The following is a 17,957-nucleotide window of genomic DNA, read 5'->3' on the forward strand; positions in this document are numbered from 1 at the left end:
TTGAAATCACCAAAATTAATATTTGATGTAAATCATATCAATATTTGTGATTTAACTGCGCGACGGACCCATGCCCGCTCACCCCGCCAGGGCACTCAATAATCGTGCAGGAGAGTGGGTCGATTTTGTGGCTCATTGCCTCATAGGCGGACACGCCGAGTGCCTTTTGCAGCAGGGCCAGAATGACGCCCATATGCGCGACAATCACAGTTTCACCCTTGAGCGTCAGAACGCTCTCGTGCACGCGCGCTGAAAATGCGTTCCAGCTCTCACCATTCGGCGGAGCCGTGTCCCCCGGCGTTTCAAACACCGCGCGTGCAAGATCGCTATGGTTCGCCTCAATGGCGGGCCACTCCAAGCCCTCCCAGTCGCCGAAGTTGATCTCCCGCAGACGGTGGTCATGGGCGAGGCGGGGGCGGTTGGCCTGAACAGCGCTTGCAGTGTCGATGGCGCGGGTCAGGTCGGAGGAGATGACAGGCACGATCGGCAGGGCCCCTTCGAGCCGCGCAATCGCGGCGTGATCCGACAAGTCGGCCGGCAGATCGGTCCAACCGACGAAAGATTTTGCATGCGTCGGCCCGTGACGGATGAGCCAGAGACGGCTCATGCAAGACCCTCCGGCAGAGCGCCTTTGAGCGCGAAGGGGAGACCAGCCATAACGCCGATAACGCAGTCGGCCTCACTCGCGAGGCGCCTGTTGAGTTGGCCCTGCGCGATGCGAAACCGACGGGCGAGGGCATTGTCGGGCACAATCCCGAGACCGACCTCGTTCGAGACGACTACGATTTCCGCGGGTGTTGCCTGGATCGCAGCAATCAGTTGATCAGTTTCTTCGTCAAGCGCGTGATCCGCGAGCAGGTGATTGGTGAGCCAGAGACTCGCGCAGTCGAACAGGAGAACCTCGTCGGCTTGGGCGGCGCGAATAACCGCGTCGGCGCGCAAAGGTTCCTCGATTGTGCGCCAATTCGCGTCCCGCTTTGTGCGATGCTGCTCAACCTTTGTGCGCATTTCTTCGTCGTAGACCTCGGCGGACGCTAGGTATGTTAGGTTCAAGTTGCTGTAAATGCATAACTTTTCAGAAATGTCGGATTTGCCCGACGAGGCGCCGCCAAGCACAAGGGTGAATTTTTTGCACATGATCGTGAAACCAAATCGGAGGTTGCTGCGTTACAGTAGCGGTAACAGGACGCGCCACGCGGCGCAAACGGTTGCCGACAGGGAAGCTGAACGGCAAGAAAAAATCTGGAGATCGGACGCATGGCACTTGATGGAGCTGCATTAGAGAACGCACTACCGCGCAAGGCAATGAAGGCGGAGATGCTCGATGCAGAGACGGAACTGGAACTCGCACGCGCTTGGAGAGATCATCGGGACGAAGCCGCTTTGCACAGGCTAGTCACCGCCTACATGCGCCTCGCAATTTCGATGGCAGCCAAATTCAAACGGTACGGCGCGCCGATGCCCGATCTTATCCAAGAGGCCGGACTGGGCCTCATGAAAGCCGCAGAGAAGTTTGATCCTGATCGCGGAGTGCGTTTTTCGACCTACGCCGTTTGGTGGATCAAGGCGAGTGTTCAGGACTACGTGATGCGCAACTGGTCTCTCGTTCGCACCGGTTCGACCTCTTCCCAAAAATCCCTCTTCTTCAATATGCGTCGTGTACAGGCCCGACTTGAGCGTGAAGCTCTCGCGCAGGGTCAAAAACTCGACCGTGATCAACTCCTGCAGCTCGTTGCGACAGACCTAGGCGTTCCGTTGCGTGATGTTGAGATGATGGACGGGCGTCTTTCCGGTTCCGATTTCTCCCTCAATGCGCAGCAGTCGGGTGACGAAGAGGGCCGTGAATGGATCGAGACACTCGCGGATGAGGGCGAGACGACGGCAGAGATGGTCGGTGAGGCACATGACCAGATGCAGCTTAAAGTCTGGCTCCACGATGCGATGGATGAACTGACCGACCGCGAGAAATTTATCCTCCGCGAACGCAAACTGGCCGATGAGCCGCGGACGCTTGAGAGCCTTGGCGAGGAACTGTCCCTCTCCAAAGAACGTGTGCGTCAGCTCGAGGCCGCTGCCTTCCAAAAAATGCGGACCACCCTGTCCCGTCACGGTGAGGCTCTGAGCCTGCTCCTGAACTGACACTTGAGTTCAGGAGGGCAGCGCCCTACACCTTGTCCGACCTGATGGGTAAGAGGAGCAGGGCGCTCGATGCTTAACGGTAAGACCATTCTACTGATCATTGGCGGCGGCATCGCGGCCTTTAAATCGCTAGACCTGATCCGGCGGCTTCGCGAAGAAGGTGTGCGCGTGATCCCTGTGCTCACGAAAGCTGCCGAAGAGTTTGTGACGCCGCTGTCCGTGTCTGCGCTTGCAGCCGAAAAAGTTTACCGCGATCTATTCGATCTCACAGACGAGGCCGAGATGGGCCATATCGAACTGTCCCGTGCCGCCGATCTCGTCGTTGTGTCTCCCGCCACCGCTGACTTGCTCGGGAAAATGGCCAACGGATTGGCCAACGATCTCGCCTCCACGCTCCTTATGGCAACTGACACGCCCGTTCTTGCCGCGCCCGCGATGAACGTGCGCATGTGGGAACATCCCGCCTGCCAGCGGAACGTGGCTCAGTTAGCAGCAGACGGTATTCATTTCGTCGGTCCCGAAAAGGGCATGATGGCGTGTGGCGAGTTCGGCCCCGGTCGCCTCTCGGAAACGCCGGATATCATCGGCGCAATTCGCGCGGTGCTCACCGACGGCCCGCTTAAGGGCAAACATATCCTCGTCACCTCCGGCCCGACGCATGAACCCATTGATCCGGTCCGCTATATCGCGAACCGCTCTTCCGGTGCGCAGGGGACTGCGATTGCAAAAGCACTTCGTGATCTCGGTGCGACTGTGAGCTTTGTCACGGGTCCCGCCGATGTGCCGCCTCCGCGCGGGGTAAAGGTCATCCCTGTTGAGACCGCGAAAGAGATGAAAGATGCCGTCGAGGCCGCATTGCCCTGCGATGCCGCTGTTTTTGCTGCCGCTGTTGCAGATTGGCGCGTTGCCTCGGAGAGCGGCTCGAAGATCAAAAAGGTGAAGGGTGAATTGCCCGTTCTGACCTTCGCAGAAAATCCCGACATTCTTGCTGGTGTGAGCCAGATGGAGCAGGGGCGTCCGACCTTGGTCGTCGGCTTTGCGGCTGAGACGGATGATGTCATCTCCCACGCGACGGCGAAGCGCAAACGCAAGGGCTGCGACTGGATCGTGGCCAATGACGTGTCACCATCGACCGGCATCATGGGCGGGTCGGAGAACGCGGTTGTTCTGATCACGGAGCGTGGCGCGGATGAATGGCCACGCATGGGCAAAGAAGAAGTCGCCCGCCAACTCGCTCACCGCATTGCCGATCACCTGACACAGGTATGACCCTTTTCTGAGGCCAATTTCATGACCATCCAAATCAAAATCCAATGGCTCCCTGAAGCGGATCAAGAGATCGCCCTGCCGTCTTATGAAACCGCCCATGCCGCGGGGGCTGATGTTCGTGCGAACTTCCCGCCTGAGAAACGTGAGAGCGGTGTAATGCTCGAACCCGGCATGCGCGCGCTTATCCCGACGGGGTTTGCGATGGAAATTCCGGAGGGTTACGAAGTGCAAGTGCGCCCGCGCTCCGGCCTTGCGCTGAAATATGGGATCTCTCTCGTGAACACGCCCGGGACGATTGACGCGGATTACCGCGGTCCGGTTGGGGTCATTCTGATCAATCACGGCGCAGAGCCGTTTCACGTGACCCACGGCGAACGTATCGGCCAACTCGTTGTCGCGCCTGTGGTGCAGGGACGTTTCGAGACGGTCAAAGACTTGTCTGATACCGCGCGCGGGACAGGTGGATTCGGGTCGACGGGGCGCAAATGACGCTTTTTCTGATCATCGCGGCAGTGCTCTGGGGGATCGGCTGGGTGACCGGCGCGCCGACGCGGGCACGATGGGCGATGATCGGGGTTCTCTATCTTGCTGTGGTGCTCGCCAAAGCGGTGCTGCCGGTTGGTCATCCGATCCAATTGACGCTTGGTGCCTCTTTGGGTGAGTGGCTGCTCCTCGGCGGCTTTGCGGTCATCGTGATCGGGTATCGGTTTGGGCTTCGCGCGTTGAAAGCTCGTGTCACAAAGAGTGAACCTAGGGCTCCCGCAGCCCCCGACATGGAAATCACGCGCAACATGCGGCACATCCTGCTGCGTGAAATCGGCGGGCCTGGGCAGAAGAAGCTCAAAGAGGCGAAGGTTCTAGTCATCGGCGCGGGTGGCCTTGGCGCGCCTGTGCTCGAGTACCTCGCGGCGTCTGGCGTCGGCACGATCGGGGTGATCGATCCGGATGTGGTCGAGATCACGAACCTCCAGCGGCAGGTTATCCACCGCGACGAGGACATCGGGCGGCCCAAGGTGTTTTCGGCCATGGATGCGATGACGGCACAGAACCCCTACGTCAAGGTGCGCCCTTATCACCGAACGTTTGATGCGGAGACAGTGGACCTGTTGGATGACTACGATCTGATCCTCGACGGCACCGACAATTTCGACACCCGCTACCTCGTGAACGCTGCCTGTGTGGCGAAAGGTAAGCCGCTGATCTCTGCCGCGATCACCCAGTGGGAAGGCCAGATCAGTACTTATAAGGCCCATGAGGGTGGCCCCTGTTATGAGTGTGTGTTCCCTGAACGCCCCGCACCGGGCATGGTGCCGACCTGTGCGGAGGCGGGCGTTGCCGCGCCACTTCCGGGCGTCTTGGGGACGATGATGGCGATGGAAGCGCTCAAGGAAATCACCGGCGCAGGGCAGGGCCTCATGGGGCGGCTGATGATCTACGACGCGCTCTATGCCGAGACGCGCACCATCAAGATTAAAAAGCGCCACGATTGTCCGGTTTGCGGATCATAAAAGCGCGACGGCCTCTTTTCCTTCCCTCGGGCGCGCCATAGCTTGTCTCTCAAAGGAGACATGCATGACAAACGCTTACCTGTCCGAGTGGGAAACCCCCTTCAATCTGCCGCCCTTCGAGGCGCTCCGTGATGAGGATGCCAAGCCTGCAGTTGAGGCCGCGATTGAGGCTGGCCTCGCGGCGATCAAGGCCATTGCAAACGCCCCCGAGGCCCCGACTTTCGAGAACACCATTGAGGCGATGGAAGGGGCGGATGCCCTCCTGTCCAAAGTGCTCGGCGCGTTCTACGGGATGGCTGGCGCGGATACGAATGACGCGCGCGATGCGCTCATGCGGGAATTCTCTCCGATGCTGTCGGCCTACTCTTCGGAAATCACGGCGAACAAAGCACTCTTCGCGCGGATCGAAACGCTATGGGAAAGCCGTGACACACTTAGCCTGACGGACGAGCAAGAGCGCGTTCTCATGCTCACCTACCGATCCTTTGTCCGGTCGGGGGCGAAACTTGAAGGCGAAGAAAAAGACCGCATGGCCGCGATCAAATCCCGCCTTGCGAGCCTCGGGACCGAGTTCACCCAGAACCTTTTGGCCGATGAGCGTGCGTGGTTCATGGATCTTGCGGAAGAGGACCTCGAAGGCCTGCCCCAGTTCGTCATCGATGCCGCCCGCGCGGCAGGAAAAGAAAAGGGCGCGGCAGGTCCTGTTGTCACGCTGTCCCGCTCCTTGATCGTTCCCTTCCTCCAGTTCTCTCCCCGTCGCGATCTGCGTGAAAAGGCGTTCAAGGCATGGGCGGCCCGTGGCGAGAACGGCAATGAGAATGACAACCGTGCGATTGCCGCCGAAATCCTGAAACTCCGCGAAGAGCGGGCAAAGCTCTTGGGCTATGAAAGTTTCGCTGCCTACAAGCTCGAGACCGAGATGGCGAAGACGCCGGATGCGGTGCGTGATCTTCTGATGCGCGTTTGGGAGCCTGCTAAAACCGCTGCGGAAAAGGATGCAGAGATACTCGCCGGTATGATGGCGGAGGACGGGATCAATGGCGAGTTGGAGCCGTGGGACTGGCGCTACTATTCGGCGATCCGCCGCAAGGCTGAGCATGACCTCGATGAGGCGGAGCTGAAGCCCTATCTCCAACTTGAAAAGATGATCGAAGCGTCGTTCACCTGCGCCAACCGCCTGTTCGGGCTGGAGTTCGAGCCACTGGATGTGACGACCTACCACCCCGACGCGCGGGCGTGGAATGTGACCCGTGGAGGCGAGCACATCGCGGTCTTCATCGGTGACTATTTCGCACGCGGCTCCAAACGCTCCGGCGCATGGTGCACAGCGATGCGGAGCCAACAGAAGCTCAGTGGTGACATTCGCCCGATTGTCCTAAACGTGTGTAACTTTGCCAAACCGTCGGATGGAGAGGCCGCTTTGCTGTCCTATGATGATGCGCGCACGTTGTTCCACGAATTCGGCCACGCCCTTCATCAGATGCTCTCTGACGTGACCTATGAGTCGATTTCCGGCACATCAGTTGCGCGCGATTTCGTCGAATTGCCGTCCCAGCTATATGAACACTGGCTGGAGGTTCCAGCCGTCCTCGAAGAGTTCGCCGTCCACGCCGAAACAGGTGAGCCGATGCCGAAAGATATGCTTGAACGTCTCCTCGCGGCTCAGACCTATGACCAAGGGTTCGCGACGGTAGAATACGTGGCCTCCGCGCTTGTCGATCTGGATTTCCATGACGGGGATGCGCCCGCTGATCCGATGGCAGCTCAGGCAGAGACGCTCTCCCGTCTCGGGATGCCGCGCGCCATCACCATGCGCCATGCGACGCCGCATTTTGCGCATGTCTTCTCGGGCGACGGCTACAGCTCTGGTTACTACAGCTACATGTGGTCCGAAGTGATGGATGCGGATGCGTTCGAGGCATTCGAAGAGACCGACGCGTTCAATCCCGAGATGGCGAAACGTCTCGAGGAGAACATCCTGTCGAAAGGCGGGTCCGAAGACGCAGAGTTGCTCTATACAGCCTTCCGTGGCCGGATGCCGGGTGTTGAGGCTCTGCTCAAAGGCCGCGGGTTGCTCGCGGCAGAGTGAATGCTCTCTGTGAAACCGGGGGAGGCGGTTAGTCCGCCTCGCCTGCAACATCCTTATGGATGATCACATCGGCGATTGGATATTCTGCGAGAATGCGCCGTTTGAGGTCTGCAGAGATCGCATGCGCCTCACGCAGGGTTTGATCCCCGTTCACCTCGATGTGGATGTTGATGAACGGCTTTGCGCCCGCCATCCGTGTCTTGAGGTCGTGGTAGGCGTAAACACCGTCCTGCGTTTTTGCCATCCGCTCGACCATCTCCACAATCTCGTCCGGAGCCGCGCGGTCCATGAGCGCGTCCCACGCCGATTTGCCGATGTTGATCGCGCCTATGACGAGGATGGCTGCTGCACCCAAGGCCACGACACTGTCGAGCTGGTTCCATCCGAACGCGGTCGAGGCGAACAGCGCGAGAATTGCGCCGAGGTTCGGAATGAGGTCGCCGAGATAGTGCAGGCTGTCGGCCGCGACGACTTTGGAGCCCGTCTTACCCGAAACATGTCGCTGCCACAGAACTAGCGCCACAGTCAGGACAATAGATAGAACCATAACGCCAATGCCGACCCCTTCAGACGCAATCTCGGGCGCAGCGGGGGAGAAGAGGCGTCGGACCGAAGTGACGCTGATTACGCCGGCCGAGACGATCAGAAAGGCGGATTGTGCGAGGGCTGCAAGGTCTTCGGCAGAGGTATGGCCGAACGCATGGTCGTCATCCGGTGGCCGAGACGCATACCAGATTGCCATGAGGCCGCCCGAGGCGACGAGCAAATCCATGACGCTATCCGCGAGGGAGGCTGCAATCGACATCGACCCTGTCAGGGAAACAGCCCAGATTTTGGCAATCACCAAGATCAGGGCGACCGAGACGGAAGCAATGCCCGCAGAAAGGTTTAGATGAGTGTCGCGCATATTTGCGGATTACCCGCTCAGTGGATTGACGTCTACCGTTTGCATGTCAAATCTCCGCCTGCAAACCGACTATGCAAAAAATGAAACAGCTCGGTTATTCGAGTATTTCATCAGAGCGGACGCCCCAGATGCCCGATTTGAGCACCCAGCCTTTGTAGCCTTCGGCGCTCACGCGGCACCATGAGATGTCGCATTCGAGCACACGCAGGATGGCGTTTTGCTCCGCCTGCGCAACGAGGCGCGAGGTCGTGTCCGCGCGCGAAAACAGGTCGATGGTCTCTTCAGTGACGAGGGCGGTACGCACCCCAGAAATCAGGGAGAAGTGAACCCATCCGGTGGCCGCGTCGATATCCCGAACGCGACGCCAGTGACCGAACTCGGCAATCACTTCGAGCGGGTAGCCCGGTCTCGTGAACACCCAGTCGATTCTGTGCGAGAGGGACGGGCCGCGTCGGATGTTCGCCTCACTCGCTTTGAGAGAGACGTAGCGAGGCAGGGGGAGATTCGTGACCGGCCCGCGCGCAGGCGATGTGGTCTCTTGGGCAGATGCGCTCATCAGGAGGGATGCGCCTAGTGCAAGCCCCGCGCTCAGGGCGCAAAGATGCTTCAGGCCTCCTCGGGCCGCTCGAAGAACACGTCTCACCATTTCCAACCTTGATCTGCTCGAAGTCGCCTGCTGGTCTCCGTGATTGATTTATATGTCGAAGACCTGTGCCAAGTATCCTTTACGGCTTGCTCCTATGCAATCGGGTTTGCAAATATGGCACTGAAAAATGCGAGAGGGAGTGGCATGGAGCGCAAACGGCTCAAGGTTGTGATCACGCGAGCTTTGCCGCGCGAGGTCGAGACGCGGATGCAGGAGCTCTTCGACGTGGAGCTGAACGCGGAGGACAAGAAACTCGATCGGGCGGATCTGATTGCAGCGATGCAAAAGGCCGATGTCCTTGTGCCATGTATCACCGACCAAATCGACGCCGATATGATCTCAGAGGCTGGTGGGCGGCTCAAACTCATCGCGAACTACGGAGTTGGGATTGAGCATATCGACATCGCCGCTGCGCGTGCCCGAGGTATTCAGGTCTCCAACACGCCGGGGGTTGTGGCCGAAGATACGGCGGATATGGCGATCGCGCTCATGCTCGCAGTAATGCGGCGGATGCCGGAGGGAGATCAGCTCATGCAGCGCGGCGATTGGACCGGCTGGGCACCGACGGCGTTTCTCGGGCAGCGTGTGAACGGAAAAACACTCGGTATTTTGGGGATGGGGCGGATCGGACAGGCTGTTGCGCGGCGCGCGCGCGCCTTCGGGTTGAACGTCCTCTACAACAATCGCCGCCGTCTCCACGAAGAGACGGAGGCGGACTTGGGCATCACCTGGTTCGAGAGCCTCGATCAGATGCTGTCGCGGATTGATATCCTTTCGATCAATACTCCGCACACGCCGGCCACCTATCACCTGATCAATGCGCGTCGCCTCAAGTTGATGAAGCCGACGTCCGTCATCGTGAATACCTCTCGGGGCGAAGTGGTCGACGAGAACGCGTTAACCCGTGGTCTTCGGGCAGGGGAAATCGGTGGTGCTGGGCTCGATGTGTTCGAGCGCGGACACCAGATCAACCCGCGTTTGCGCGATCTGCCGAATGTGGTCCTCCTGCCGCATATGGGCTCTGCGACGGTCGAGGGCCGCAGAGAGATGGGCGAGCGTGTTCTATTGAATATCTGTAACTTCGCTGACGGAGTAAGCCCCCCCGATATGGTCCTCCCCTGAGGGCATCTCGGCGCGCGGTGGAGCTGGCCAGTCATCGCAATTTTCCACGCCGAACGAAATGAGGGTGGAACCACTCAGCATCAGCGGTGCGCCATGCTGATACCGTGCTTTTTTGAGATACCACGCCTTAACCTCAGGCGGATAGAAATTCGAAATGTAGACCGACCACTCGTCGAGTTCTTCTTCAGTAAGTTTTTGGCCATATGCCGGTTCGGGTGCATGGAAGCCAAAGTGCGCTTTCGGTGCGACACAAACCTCCTCCATTGCGAGATAGAGAGTGCAACTCGAGAGGCAATACGGGCCTAGCAGCATCACTTTCGTTTCTTTGCTGCTCAGCTCTCGCAGTTTTTCAACGCGGCTCACGACGTTGCCCCCTAAGTCATTGCGAACGACGAGAACATCAGCCTTTGGTTTCATCGAACGCTCTGGTGGAAGGGCCGCATAAAGCGCTGCCACATTCATGAGCATGACGGTGATAGCCACCGCTCTCGTGAAGATCTTAATTTTCGTGTATTTCATTTTTCCCCCCTTACTGACGGTATCTGCGATATCGTCAGTCCCCTTTAGTGCGATATGTCGCGCATCAGAAAAATCCTGCTAGGACCCGTCCAGCCTGATGCGCATCTCGGGAGGAGATGATTAAGTATATATCAAAAAAGAGAAAAAAGACAGAGCGTTTGGATGCGCTTGCTTTTGGAGGTGATGGAACCATTTTCGAGGTCGTTCGTTGACCACATGTAAGAGGCCCAAAAGGAGTGAACATGCGCTGGACTGCGATTGAAGGAAAATGGTTTCGCTTCAAAAGCAAAGCGAAACAGGAATGGTCTGAATTGACCGAAGCTGACCTCGACGAAGTCGAGGGAGACCGAGATCGTCTCGTGCAACTTGTGGCGAAAGCCTACGGCAAAACGCCGGGAGAAGCACGGATGGAGGTTTCAAGCTGGAAGGAAAGAGTCGCTGCCATCTGAGCAGCGCGACTTTCGGCACGCACAGCTCCCTGTCAGAAAGATGTGACGAGATGCGCAAAGCGCCCCTCGCGGGGCGCTTTTTACGTTTAGTGGTCGCGTTGATCTTTGATGAACGTGCCGTTGTTGAGATCCTGCATCGCCTGAAACAGCTCTTCGCGCGTGTTCATAACGATCGGACCGTGCCATGCGACCGGTTCCTGAATTGGCTGGCCGGAGATGAGCAAGAAACGCACGCCCTCCGGACCGGAGTTCACGACGATCTCATTTCCCGTGTCGAAATTCACGAGCGTGCGGTTGCCCGACATGTCGCGGATGTTGATCTCTTCGCCATTCACTTCTTTTTCGACGCGGACACCGTAGGGTTGCGACGCATCACGGAAAGAGGCCGACCCAGCAAAGATGTAGGCAAAGGTGTTGGCATAGGTGTCGACCGGCAGGACCTTGCGCGTGTTCGGCGGTACGGAAATGTCGAGGTAAGTTGGATCGGCCGCAATGCCGTCCACCGGCCCGCGTTTACCCCAGAAGCTCCCTGTGACGATCTTTACCTTCGTGCCATCGTCGTCGATGATTTCCGGAATGTCGCTGGCTCGGATGTCCTGATAGCGCGGCGTCGTCATTTTCAGGCTCGAGGGCAGGTTGGCCCAGAGCTGGAAACCGTGCATTTGACCGTTCATATTCCCGCGTGGCATTTCCTGATGCATGATGCCGGAACCTGCGGTCATCCACTGGACGGACCCTGCGCCGAGGACACCCTTGTTGCCAAGACTGTCTCCATGCTCGACTTCGCCGTCGAGCACGTAGGTGATTGTCTCAATGCCGCGGTGGGGATGCCACGGAAAGCCCTTTTCGAACTTCGCAGGATCGTCGTTGCGGAAATCGTCAAACAACAGGAACGGATCGAATTCGCGTGGCTTGTGGAAACCAAAGGCGCGATACAGGTGCACACCGGCACCTTCGAGTGTGTATTGGCCTTCGGACGTGGATTTAACGGGACGGAATGTCATGGGTGACTCCTCGTATGTGCTGTTGCCCTATGATGTGGGGATTGCCCCCTCTGCGTAAAGAGCGACGCCTGAACGGGTTCTGTGCGCCTGCGCGCAAGGGTGCCCCTGTCTGCTCAAAGATCAGAGCAGCTCATGAAGAGCATACCACACGAAGAAGGGCGCCCGAAGGCGCCCTGAAATCATTTGGTGTTGTAGACATTGTCCGCTGTCGGGAAGGCGCGGGATTTAACGTCTTCCGCATAGTCCGCAATGGCCTCTTCGATCGCTTCACCGACCTTGCCGAATTTCTTCACAAACTTCGGCACCCAGTCGTTCAGACCGAGCATGTCCTCCATCACGAGGATTTGCCCGTCGCAGGTTTTCGACGCGCCAATCCCGATGGTGGGAATGTCGACGGCTTTTGTGATCTTGTCAGCGAGCGGTTCGACAACCCCTTCAACGACGAGCGCGAAGGCGCCTGCCTCGGTTACGGCGAGAGCGTCGTCGATGTGGAACTGCCAATCGTCTTCGTCACGGCCCTGCGTCTTGAACCCGCCCATGATGTTCGTGGATTGCGGAGTTAGGCCGATGTGGGCCATCACAGGAATGCCACGCTCCGACAGGAACTTGATCGTCTCGGCCATGCGCGCGCCGCCTTCGAGTTTGACGGCCTGACACTGGGTCTCTTTCATGATCTTCGCAGCATTGCGGAAGGCCTGAGACGGGCTTTCCTCATAGGATCCGAAAGGCATATCCACCACAACAAGCGCACGTTTGGTTCCGCGCACCACGGCTTTTCCGTGCATGATCATCAGGTCCAAAGGCACACCAACGGTGCTCTCCATGCCATGCATCACCATCCCGAGGCTGTCGCCCACGAGTAGGAAGTCACAGTATTTCTCGGCAATGGCCGCAGTGTGGGCGTGGTAGGCCGTCAGCGACACAATCGGCTCTCCGCCCTTGCGGGCGCGGATTTGCGGCACGGTGACACGGCGGATGGTTTCGGTTTGGCTCGACATGGGTTTTCCTCCTCGGTCGCGGGGCGGTGATCCTGATATCAACTCGGATCGGCGACGCGTTGGTCGATCAGTAGCACATCGCCGAAACGTGCGGCCAGAAGGATTACCACCGGTCCGGCGATCTTTCCGTCCACGGTTTCGAGTGTCGCTGCGTCACGCACATCGACGCTCTCTAACTGCGCGCGCGGTTCACGGGCGATGAAGGCGCGGATTTGCTCCTCCAACTCGACTGCGGTGCGTCCGTCGGAAGCCTCATAATCGGCGTAGGCCAGTGCTTTGTTCAGAATAAGAGCGGCTTTGCGGTCCTCGGGCGTCAGGCGCACATTTCGCGACGACATGGCCAGTCCATCCACCTCGCGAACTGTTGGGACGCCTGTTACTTCGACGGGAATGTCGAGATCGCGCACCATGGTCTTTATGACGAGAAGCTGTTGGTAATCTTTCTCACCAAAGAACGCCTTGTCCGCGCCCGTGATGTTGAAGAGTTTCGACACAACCGTGCAGACGCCCTTGAAATGGCCGGGGCGCAGTGCGCCCATCAGAACCTTGTCGAGATCCTCGGTCAGAACGGTGGTCTGCTTTTGTGGATGATACATCTCCTCGACGGAGGGACAGAACACAGCGTCGACGCCTTCCGCTTCCAGGAGGGCGAAATCGCGGGCCTCGTCACGCGGGTAGGCGTCCAGATCAGCGGCATCACCGAATTGGGTCGGGTTCACGAAGATTGAAGCAATGACACGATCCGCATTCGCTTTCGCTGTCCGGACAAGCGTCATATGCCCGTCGTGAAGATATCCCATCGTCGGGACAAGGCCCACGGTGAGCCCTTCGGCCTGAAACGCGCGAACGGTGTCGCGGATGTCTTTTTTGGTTCGACAGATTTTCACGGAAGGGTCCTCAAAAATGTGCTTTATGCAGGCGCGCAGATCGGTTCTTTGGGCGGAACTTACAAATTGCGTGCCGGTGGAGCAAGCAGCCACGATTTTAACACCGCGAACAGCGGGCGGAAAAATGGTTGCGTTTTTTCCCCGTGCCATGCCCATGCCAGATTTGTTCTGTTAAAGTCAGTGAAAACTAATTTTTGATTCCGGGAGAGGGTATCCATGGGGACGTTTGGAAAAACCATGAGTTTGGTCGGGTTCATAGTTGGCCTGACGATTTCAGCTCTTGTTTACGTCCAATATTCGGGCGCGCAGACCAGTGTGATGAAGGCTGTCGCTGATAATGTAAGAGGTATGGAAACATACGATCTCATGGGGAAAGACGACACGCCTGCTCTGTCGACCGAACGTATCGCGGCACCGCCGCAGGGTTCAGAGGCACGCGTATTCGAAATTGTGCCATTCGAAGGGGCCGAGGAAGAAGAAGCTGCCGAGGCGGCTGTGATTGTTGACGAAGATGTGCTGCCGGAAGATGCGACAATCGGCGAGAAGATTTCCCACTTCTTCGAAAAAGTCAGCGTCTGGTTGTTTGGTGAAAAAGAGGAAGCGCCGCTAGAAATGAAGTGCAGCCGCAAACCTGACGGTGGCAAGGTCTGTTCTGTGTCGCGTGGGTAAACGCGCTGCGAAAGGCTTCAAAAATCAGAACAGGCGCCCTGTAACGGGCGCCTGTTCCATTTTGACTGGTGGCTGGATCAATCCGCATTCGCCTCGAATTCGTCCCAAGCTTCCAATGCTTTCGCGGCATACATGAGTGTGGGGCCGCCGCCCATTTGCACGGTCATTGCGAGCATCTCCGCGAGTTCATCGCGAGTGCCGCCTTGTTTCATGAGAGCTTCTACGTGGAACCCGACGCAGGGCTCACAGCGCACACCGATGGCGATTGCGAGGGCAACAAACTCTTTGGTTTTTGCATCGAGATGTTCGCCTTCCATCGCTGCTTTCGACATTGCGCCGAAGCCTGCGGGGATATTGCGGTTGGCTTTGTTGAGTGCGCGCAGCGCGTTACGCATGTCTTCGTTTTTTTCGGCCCATTTCATGATTGGGGTCTCCTGGTTCGCGTGTTCTTTGAGGGTTGAATTGCACGCGGTCGGAGGGGCTGCTTTGATCAGCATCAAACATATTTCACATCTCGCATATATGTGCGGTTGCCCAATGAAAAAGGCCCGTGCGCGAATGCACGGGCCTCGTTCCTAACCGTAGATCGGTCTGGACGACTTACTGCGGAATCTCGCCAGTGATGCCTTCGATGTAGAAGTTCATGCCAGCCAGGGTACCATCGTCAGCGACTTCGCCTTCAGCAAGCCAGACGGAGCCGTCCTGCTTGTTGATCGGGCCGGTGAACGGGTGGATTTCGCCAGCCGCGATACCGTCACGCAGAGCTTCTGCACCGGCTTTGACGTCGGCTGGAACTGCGGAAGAAATCTCGCCGATGCCGACCATACCTGCACCGATACCGTCCCAGGTGTTGTCGGATTCCCAAGTGCCATCGATAACCGCCTGAACTCGCTCGATGTAGTAGGGCGCCCAAAGGTCGATGATGGAGGAAATGCGCGGCATCGGGCCGAATTCAGCCATGTCAGCGGCCTGACCGAAGGTGTAGACGTTGCCAGCCTTCTGCGCGGTGATCTGCGGCGCGGTGGAGTCGGTGTGCTGAAGCACAACGTCGATGCCGTTGTCGATCAGAGCCTGAGCAGCGTCAGCTTCTTTTGCCGGATCGAACCAGGTGTTGAGCCAAACGACAGACATTTCAACATCCGGGTTCACCAGTTTGGCGTGGTGGAAGGAGGAGTTGATGCCGCGAATAACTTCGGGGATCGGGAAGGAGCCGATGTAGCCGATTTTGTTGCTCTCGGTCACGTTGCCTGCGAGGTAGCCCTCAACAGCGCGGCCTTCGTAGAAGCGTGCGGAATAGACGCCTACGTTCTCAGCGGTTTTGTAGCCCGTCGCATGCTCGAATTTCACGTTCGGGAATTTGGAGGCAACGTTGATGACCGGATCCATGTAGCCGAAGGACGTCGCAAAAATGATGTCCACGCCGGACAGAGCCATCTGTGTCATGACGCGTTCTGCGTCTGCACCTTCCGGCACTGTTTCCTGCTCGACGAGCTCAACCGCATCGCCGAAGTGCTCTGCCATATCGACAGCAGCTTCGTGGTGGTGCTGGGACCAGCCGCCATCGTTGCGCGGGCCCACATAGATGAAGCCGACTTTGACCGGATCTTGCGCAAAGGACGGCATTGCCGCACCGAGTGCGAGCGCGGATGCCGCGGCAGCGGTCAGCAGAGTTCTACGTTTCATAAATAATCTCCCCTTTTGGAAACAAAGCCTCGCGAACGTCACGAGGTGTGGAAAATCCGCCCGAGCATTGCCGGTGCGTTGGACGCACCATGACGTCGTGCGGAAATAACGACAAGGACCAGAATGGTCGCAAGGAAAGGCGACATGGACAAAAGCTCGACAGGAACTTTTGCGCCAGCGGCCTGAAGGTTGAGCTGCAGGACCGTGATCCCGCCGAAGAGGTATGCACCGATCAGGATGCGACCAGCTTTCCAGCTCGCAAACACAACGATGGCGAGAGCGATCCAGCCGATGCCGGCGGTGATCCCGTCGGTCCACTGTGGCACGCGCACGAGGCTGATGTAGGCCCCGCCAAGACCCGCCATCGCGCCACCAAAGCCGATGGCGGCAAAGCGGACGAGTTTGACCTTGTAGCCGAGAGCGTGGGCCGCAGCGTGGTTTTCACCGACGGCGCGGAGCACGAGGCCCGCACGGGTGAATTTGAGAAACGCCCAGACAGCGAAGACCGCGAGGATCGACAGGTAGACGATGGCGTCGTGTTCAAACAGGATGGGGCCGAGGAACGGGATATCCTTAAGCAGCGGGATGTGCATTTCCGGCATCCGCGGCGGAGAAATGCCCTGATAGTTCTGCCCGAGAAGCGACGCGAGACCGGTTCCGAAGAGCGTGAGCGCGAGACCTGCTGGCACCTGCGTGGTCAGGAAAATCTGCGTCAACACGCCGAACAGCATGGACAGCGCCGCGCCGCCGATGGCGGCGACAAGGAACCCGATGGCCGGAGACTGGCTCTCGACCGCCGCGATAAATCCGCAGACCGCGCCGAAGATCATCATGCCTTCTACGCCGAGGTTTAGAACACCGGATTTTTCCGTGACCATTTCGCCGAGCGCGGCAAGAAGTATCGGGGTCGAGGCCACCATGAGGGAGGCCAGCAGGATGACGGGATTAATCGAACCAAAATCCATGTTACGCGACCTCTTTCTTCACGAGTGTCAGGCGGTAGTTCACGACGATGTCCATCGCGAGGAGCGTCATCAGGAGCATCCCTTGGAACACCTGAATGGCGGAGGAGGGCAGGCCGAGCATGAACTGGGCCAACTCGCCGCCAATAAATGTGAGCGCGAGCAAGAGGCCAGCGAGTAGAATACCGACCGGATGCAGGCGGCCGAGGAAGGCCACAATGATCGCGGTGAACCCGTAGCCAGAGCCGAAGTCGATGGAGATTTGACCCGCTGGACCCGTGACCTCGAATAGACCGGCAAGGCCTGCGAGCGCACCAGCCGCACCGAGACAGAACATGACGAGCAATTTGTCTTTCACACCCGCAAATCGCGCTGCACGCGGGCTCTCACCCGTCAGACGGATTTGGAAACCGAGCATGTGTTTGTTGAGAAGAACATAGGTTGCCACAACCGCACCAAGCGCCGCAATGACGCCCCAGTGAGCACCAGTTCCCGAGATAAGTTCCGGGTTCGACATCCACTCAATCTGGCTCAGGTTCCGAGAGCCCGGGAAGCCGTTTCCTTCTGGATTCCGGAGCGCTCCTAGGGCTGCGGATGCGAGGATTTGTTCGGCCACATAGACGAGCATGAGCGAGACGAGAATTTCGTTCGTGTTGAACCGCGTCTTGAGAATGGCGGGGATCATGGCCCAGACGAAGCCGCCAATCGCGCCTGCAATAATCATAAGCGGGAAGATCCACCATGCTTCAAGCGGATAGAGCGCGAGGCCCACCGCTGCGCCCGTGAGCGCACCCATGATGTATTGCCCTTCGGCCCCGATGTTCCAGATGCCGGCCTTGAAGCCGAGCGAGAGGCCGATAGCGATCAGGATGAGTGGACCGGCTTTCACGAGGAGTTGTGGACGTGAGTAACCCGCGAACTGCGGGTTGAAGAGCGGATCCCAGAAAATGGTGCGGATCGCCTCGAACGGATCTTTGCCCATGGCGGCGAACAACAGGCCGCCGAGGATCATGGTGAGAATGACCGCCAACAGTGGGGTCGCAAGCGTCCAAAATTTCGACGGCTGCGGGCGTTTGATAAACTTGATCATTGATAAACCTGTCCCG

General features: G+C 58.3%; 20 protein-coding genes. 8 read left to right on the plus strand and 12 right to left on the minus strand.

From position 1 onward, the window contains the following. Nucleotides 1-37: 37 nt before the first annotated feature. A complete protein-coding gene (locus LA304_RS04240; RefSeq protein ID WP_224501875.1) occupies nucleotides 38-607 on the minus strand; it encodes a histidine phosphatase family protein in 570 nt (189 codons plus the stop codon). Further along, nucleotides 604-1,137, minus strand: coding sequence for a bifunctional adenosylcobinamide kinase/adenosylcobinamide-phosphate guanylyltransferase (cobU, locus tag LA304_RS04245; RefSeq protein WP_224501876.1), 534 nt, complete (start codon nucleotides 1,135-1,137; stop codon nucleotides 604-606). Before cobU ends, LA304_RS04240 begins: the two co-directional genes overlap by 4 nt. A gap of 120 nt (nucleotides 1,138-1,257) precedes the next feature. Between cobU and LA304_RS04250 the strand changes: the two genes are divergently transcribed. The 5 genes from LA304_RS04250 (at nucleotide 1,258) to LA304_RS04270 (ending at nucleotide 7,005) form a co-directional block, all read left to right on the plus strand. Beyond that, nucleotides 1,258-2,139 carry an RNA polymerase factor sigma-32 gene (locus LA304_RS04250; protein ID WP_224501877.1) on the plus strand — a complete coding sequence of 294 codons (882 nt, stop codon included), beginning with the start codon at nucleotides 1,258-1,260 and terminating at the stop codon, nucleotides 2,137-2,139. Nucleotides 2,140-2,208: 69 nt separating this feature from the next. Then, entirely contained in the window at nucleotides 2,209-3,408 is a 1,200-nt protein-coding gene (gene coaBC, locus LA304_RS04255; protein WP_224501878.1) for a bifunctional phosphopantothenoylcysteine decarboxylase/phosphopantothenate--cysteine ligase CoaBC, read from the plus strand. Between the two features lie 21 nt (nucleotides 3,409-3,429). Next, a complete protein-coding gene (gene dut, locus LA304_RS04260; RefSeq protein ID WP_224501879.1) occupies nucleotides 3,430-3,897 on the plus strand; it encodes a dUTP diphosphatase in 468 nt (155 codons plus the stop codon). Beyond that, nucleotides 3,894-4,916, plus strand: a complete 1,023-nt coding sequence (gene moeB, locus LA304_RS04265; protein ID WP_224501880.1) for a molybdopterin-synthase adenylyltransferase MoeB — start codon at nucleotides 3,894-3,896, stop codon at nucleotides 4,914-4,916. The genes dut and moeB overlap by 4 nt, the downstream gene beginning before the upstream one ends. A gap of 64 nt (nucleotides 4,917-4,980) precedes the next feature. Beyond that, entirely contained in the window at nucleotides 4,981-7,005 is a 2,025-nt protein-coding gene (locus LA304_RS04270; protein WP_224501881.1) for a M3 family metallopeptidase, read from the plus strand. Between the two features lie 28 nt (nucleotides 7,006-7,033). Here LA304_RS04270 and LA304_RS04275 read toward each other — a convergent pair whose 3' ends face one another. Together LA304_RS04275 and LA304_RS04280 are read right to left on the minus strand one after the other, a co-directional pair. Then, complete coding sequence (locus LA304_RS04275) at nucleotides 7,034-7,912, minus strand: cation diffusion facilitator family transporter (RefSeq protein WP_224501882.1); 879 nt, start codon at nucleotides 7,910-7,912, stop codon at nucleotides 7,034-7,036. A gap of 94 nt (nucleotides 7,913-8,006) precedes the next feature. Then, the gene (locus LA304_RS04280) at nucleotides 8,007-8,468 is read right to left on the minus strand and encodes an SH3 domain-containing protein (RefSeq protein ID WP_224501883.1); all 462 of its coding nucleotides are present in this window, start codon (nucleotides 8,466-8,468) and stop codon (nucleotides 8,007-8,009) included. Between the two features lie 234 nt (nucleotides 8,469-8,702). Between LA304_RS04280 and LA304_RS04285 the strand changes: the two genes are divergently transcribed. Then, nucleotides 8,703-9,680 carry a 2-hydroxyacid dehydrogenase gene (locus LA304_RS04285; protein ID WP_224501884.1) on the plus strand — a complete coding sequence of 326 codons (978 nt, stop codon included), beginning with the start codon at nucleotides 8,703-8,705 and terminating at the stop codon, nucleotides 9,678-9,680. Here LA304_RS04285 and LA304_RS04290 read toward each other — a convergent pair. Beyond that, on the minus strand, nucleotides 9,621-10,199 hold the full coding sequence (locus tag LA304_RS04290; RefSeq protein ID WP_224501885.1) for a hypothetical protein: 579 nt from the start codon (nucleotides 10,197-10,199) through the stop codon (nucleotides 9,621-9,623). The genes LA304_RS04285 and LA304_RS04290 overlap by 60 nt on opposite strands. 242 nt (nucleotides 10,200-10,441) lie before the next feature. On the opposite strand from LA304_RS04290, the gene LA304_RS04295 reads away from it, so the two are divergent. Then, a complete protein-coding gene (locus LA304_RS04295; protein WP_224501886.1) occupies nucleotides 10,442-10,648 on the plus strand; it encodes a CsbD family protein in 207 nt (68 codons plus the stop codon). An 86-nt stretch (nucleotides 10,649-10,734) separates the two neighbouring features. On the opposite strand, the gene LA304_RS04300 is transcribed toward LA304_RS04295, so the two are convergent. The 3 genes from LA304_RS04300 to panC form a co-directional block, all read right to left on the minus strand. Further along, nucleotides 10,735-11,652: a pirin family protein gene (locus LA304_RS04300; protein WP_224501887.1), complete on the minus strand. Its 918-nt coding sequence runs from the start codon at nucleotides 11,650-11,652 to the stop codon at nucleotides 10,735-10,737. A gap of 179 nt (nucleotides 11,653-11,831) precedes the next feature. Then, nucleotides 11,832-12,650 carry a 3-methyl-2-oxobutanoate hydroxymethyltransferase gene (gene panB, locus LA304_RS04305; protein WP_224501888.1) on the minus strand — a complete coding sequence of 273 codons (819 nt, stop codon included), beginning with the start codon at nucleotides 12,648-12,650 and terminating at the stop codon, nucleotides 11,832-11,834. Nucleotides 12,651-12,688: 38 nt separating this feature from the next. Then, nucleotides 12,689-13,537: a pantoate--beta-alanine ligase gene (gene panC, locus LA304_RS04310; protein ID WP_224501889.1), complete on the minus strand. Its 849-nt coding sequence runs from the start codon at nucleotides 13,535-13,537 to the stop codon at nucleotides 12,689-12,691. Between the two features lie 237 nt (nucleotides 13,538-13,774). On the opposite strand from panC, the gene LA304_RS04315 reads away from it, so the two are divergent. Further along, nucleotides 13,775-14,206, plus strand: coding sequence for a hypothetical protein (locus LA304_RS04315; RefSeq protein WP_224501890.1), 432 nt, complete (start codon nucleotides 13,775-13,777; stop codon nucleotides 14,204-14,206). 77 nt (nucleotides 14,207-14,283) lie between these two features. Here the strand turns inward: LA304_RS04315 and LA304_RS04320 are convergent, their stop codons facing one another. From LA304_RS04320 to LA304_RS04335, 4 genes are all read right to left on the minus strand, one after another. After that, the gene (locus LA304_RS04320) at nucleotides 14,284-14,628 is read right to left on the minus strand and encodes a carboxymuconolactone decarboxylase family protein (protein ID WP_224501891.1); all 345 of its coding nucleotides are present in this window, start codon (nucleotides 14,626-14,628) and stop codon (nucleotides 14,284-14,286) included. 178 nt (nucleotides 14,629-14,806) lie between these two features. Further along, nucleotides 14,807-15,889, minus strand: a complete 1,083-nt coding sequence (locus LA304_RS04325; RefSeq protein ID WP_224501892.1) for a BMP family ABC transporter substrate-binding protein — start codon at nucleotides 15,887-15,889, stop codon at nucleotides 14,807-14,809. Nucleotides 15,890-15,927: 38 nt separating this feature from the next. Continuing rightward, nucleotides 15,928-16,854 carry an ABC transporter permease gene (locus LA304_RS04330; RefSeq protein ID WP_224501893.1) on the minus strand — a complete coding sequence of 309 codons (927 nt, stop codon included), beginning with the start codon at nucleotides 16,852-16,854 and terminating at the stop codon, nucleotides 15,928-15,930. Nucleotide 16,855: 1 nt separating this feature from the next. Next, a complete protein-coding gene (locus LA304_RS04335) occupies nucleotides 16,856-17,941 on the minus strand; it encodes an ABC transporter permease (RefSeq protein WP_224501894.1) in 1,086 nt (361 codons plus the stop codon). Nucleotides 17,942-17,957: the final 16 nt, after the last annotated feature.

It is taken from the genome of Celeribacter litoreus (assembly GCF_020165855.1).
Classification (GTDB): Bacteria; Pseudomonadota; Alphaproteobacteria; order Rhodobacterales; family Rhodobacteraceae; genus Celeribacter; species Celeribacter litoreus.

Bases quoted from the DNA above. Each gene is read 5' to 3' on its own strand.
- LA304_RS04270 (WP_224501881.1), top strand. From the start codon at position 4,981: ATGACAAACGCTTACCTGTCCGAGTGGGAAACCCCCTTCAATCTGCCG.
- LA304_RS04300 (WP_224501887.1), bottom strand. From the start codon at position 11,652: ATGACATTCCGTCCCGTTAAATCCACGTCCGAAGGCCAATACACACTC.
- dut (WP_224501879.1), top strand. From the start codon at position 3,430: ATGACCATCCAAATCAAAATCCAATGGCTCCCTGAAGCGGATCAAGAG.
- LA304_RS04295 (WP_224501886.1), top strand. From the start codon at position 10,442: ATGCGCTGGACTGCGATTGAAGGAAAATGGTTTCGCTTCAAAAGCAAA.
- LA304_RS04240 (WP_224501875.1), bottom strand. From the start codon at position 607: ATGAGCCGTCTCTGGCTCATCCGTCACGGGCCGACGCATGCAAAATCT.
- LA304_RS04335 (WP_224501894.1), bottom strand. From the start codon at position 17,941: ATGATCAAGTTTATCAAACGCCCGCAGCCGTCGAAATTTTGGACGCTT.
- LA304_RS04285 (WP_224501884.1), top strand. From the start codon at position 8,703: ATGGAGCGCAAACGGCTCAAGGTTGTGATCACGCGAGCTTTGCCGCGC.
- LA304_RS04320 (WP_224501891.1), bottom strand. From the start codon at position 14,628: ATGAAATGGGCCGAAAAAAACGAAGACATGCGTAACGCGCTGCGCGCA.
- coaBC (WP_224501878.1), top strand. From the start codon at position 2,209: ATGCTTAACGGTAAGACCATTCTACTGATCATTGGCGGCGGCATCGCG.
- LA304_RS04250 (WP_224501877.1), top strand. From the start codon at position 1,258: ATGGCACTTGATGGAGCTGCATTAGAGAACGCACTACCGCGCAAGGCA.
- LA304_RS04315 (WP_224501890.1), top strand. From the start codon at position 13,775: ATGAGTTTGGTCGGGTTCATAGTTGGCCTGACGATTTCAGCTCTTGTT.
- LA304_RS04325 (WP_224501892.1), bottom strand. From the start codon at position 15,889: ATGAAACGTAGAACTCTGCTGACCGCTGCCGCGGCATCCGCGCTCGCA.
- LA304_RS04290 (WP_224501885.1), bottom strand. From the start codon at position 10,199: ATGAAATACACGAAAATTAAGATCTTCACGAGAGCGGTGGCTATCACC.
- LA304_RS04275 (WP_224501882.1), bottom strand. From the start codon at position 7,912: ATGCGCGACACTCATCTAAACCTTTCTGCGGGCATTGCTTCCGTCTCG.
- cobU (WP_224501876.1), bottom strand. From the start codon at position 1,137: ATGTGCAAAAAATTCACCCTTGTGCTTGGCGGCGCCTCGTCGGGCAAA.
- LA304_RS04330 (WP_224501893.1), bottom strand. From the start codon at position 16,854: ATGGATTTTGGTTCGATTAATCCCGTCATCCTGCTGGCCTCCCTCATG.
- LA304_RS04280 (WP_224501883.1), bottom strand. From the start codon at position 8,468: ATGAGCGCATCTGCCCAAGAGACCACATCGCCTGCGCGCGGGCCGGTC.
- moeB (WP_224501880.1), top strand. From the start codon at position 3,894: ATGACGCTTTTTCTGATCATCGCGGCAGTGCTCTGGGGGATCGGCTGG.
- panB (WP_224501888.1), bottom strand. From the start codon at position 12,650: ATGTCGAGCCAAACCGAAACCATCCGCCGTGTCACCGTGCCGCAAATC.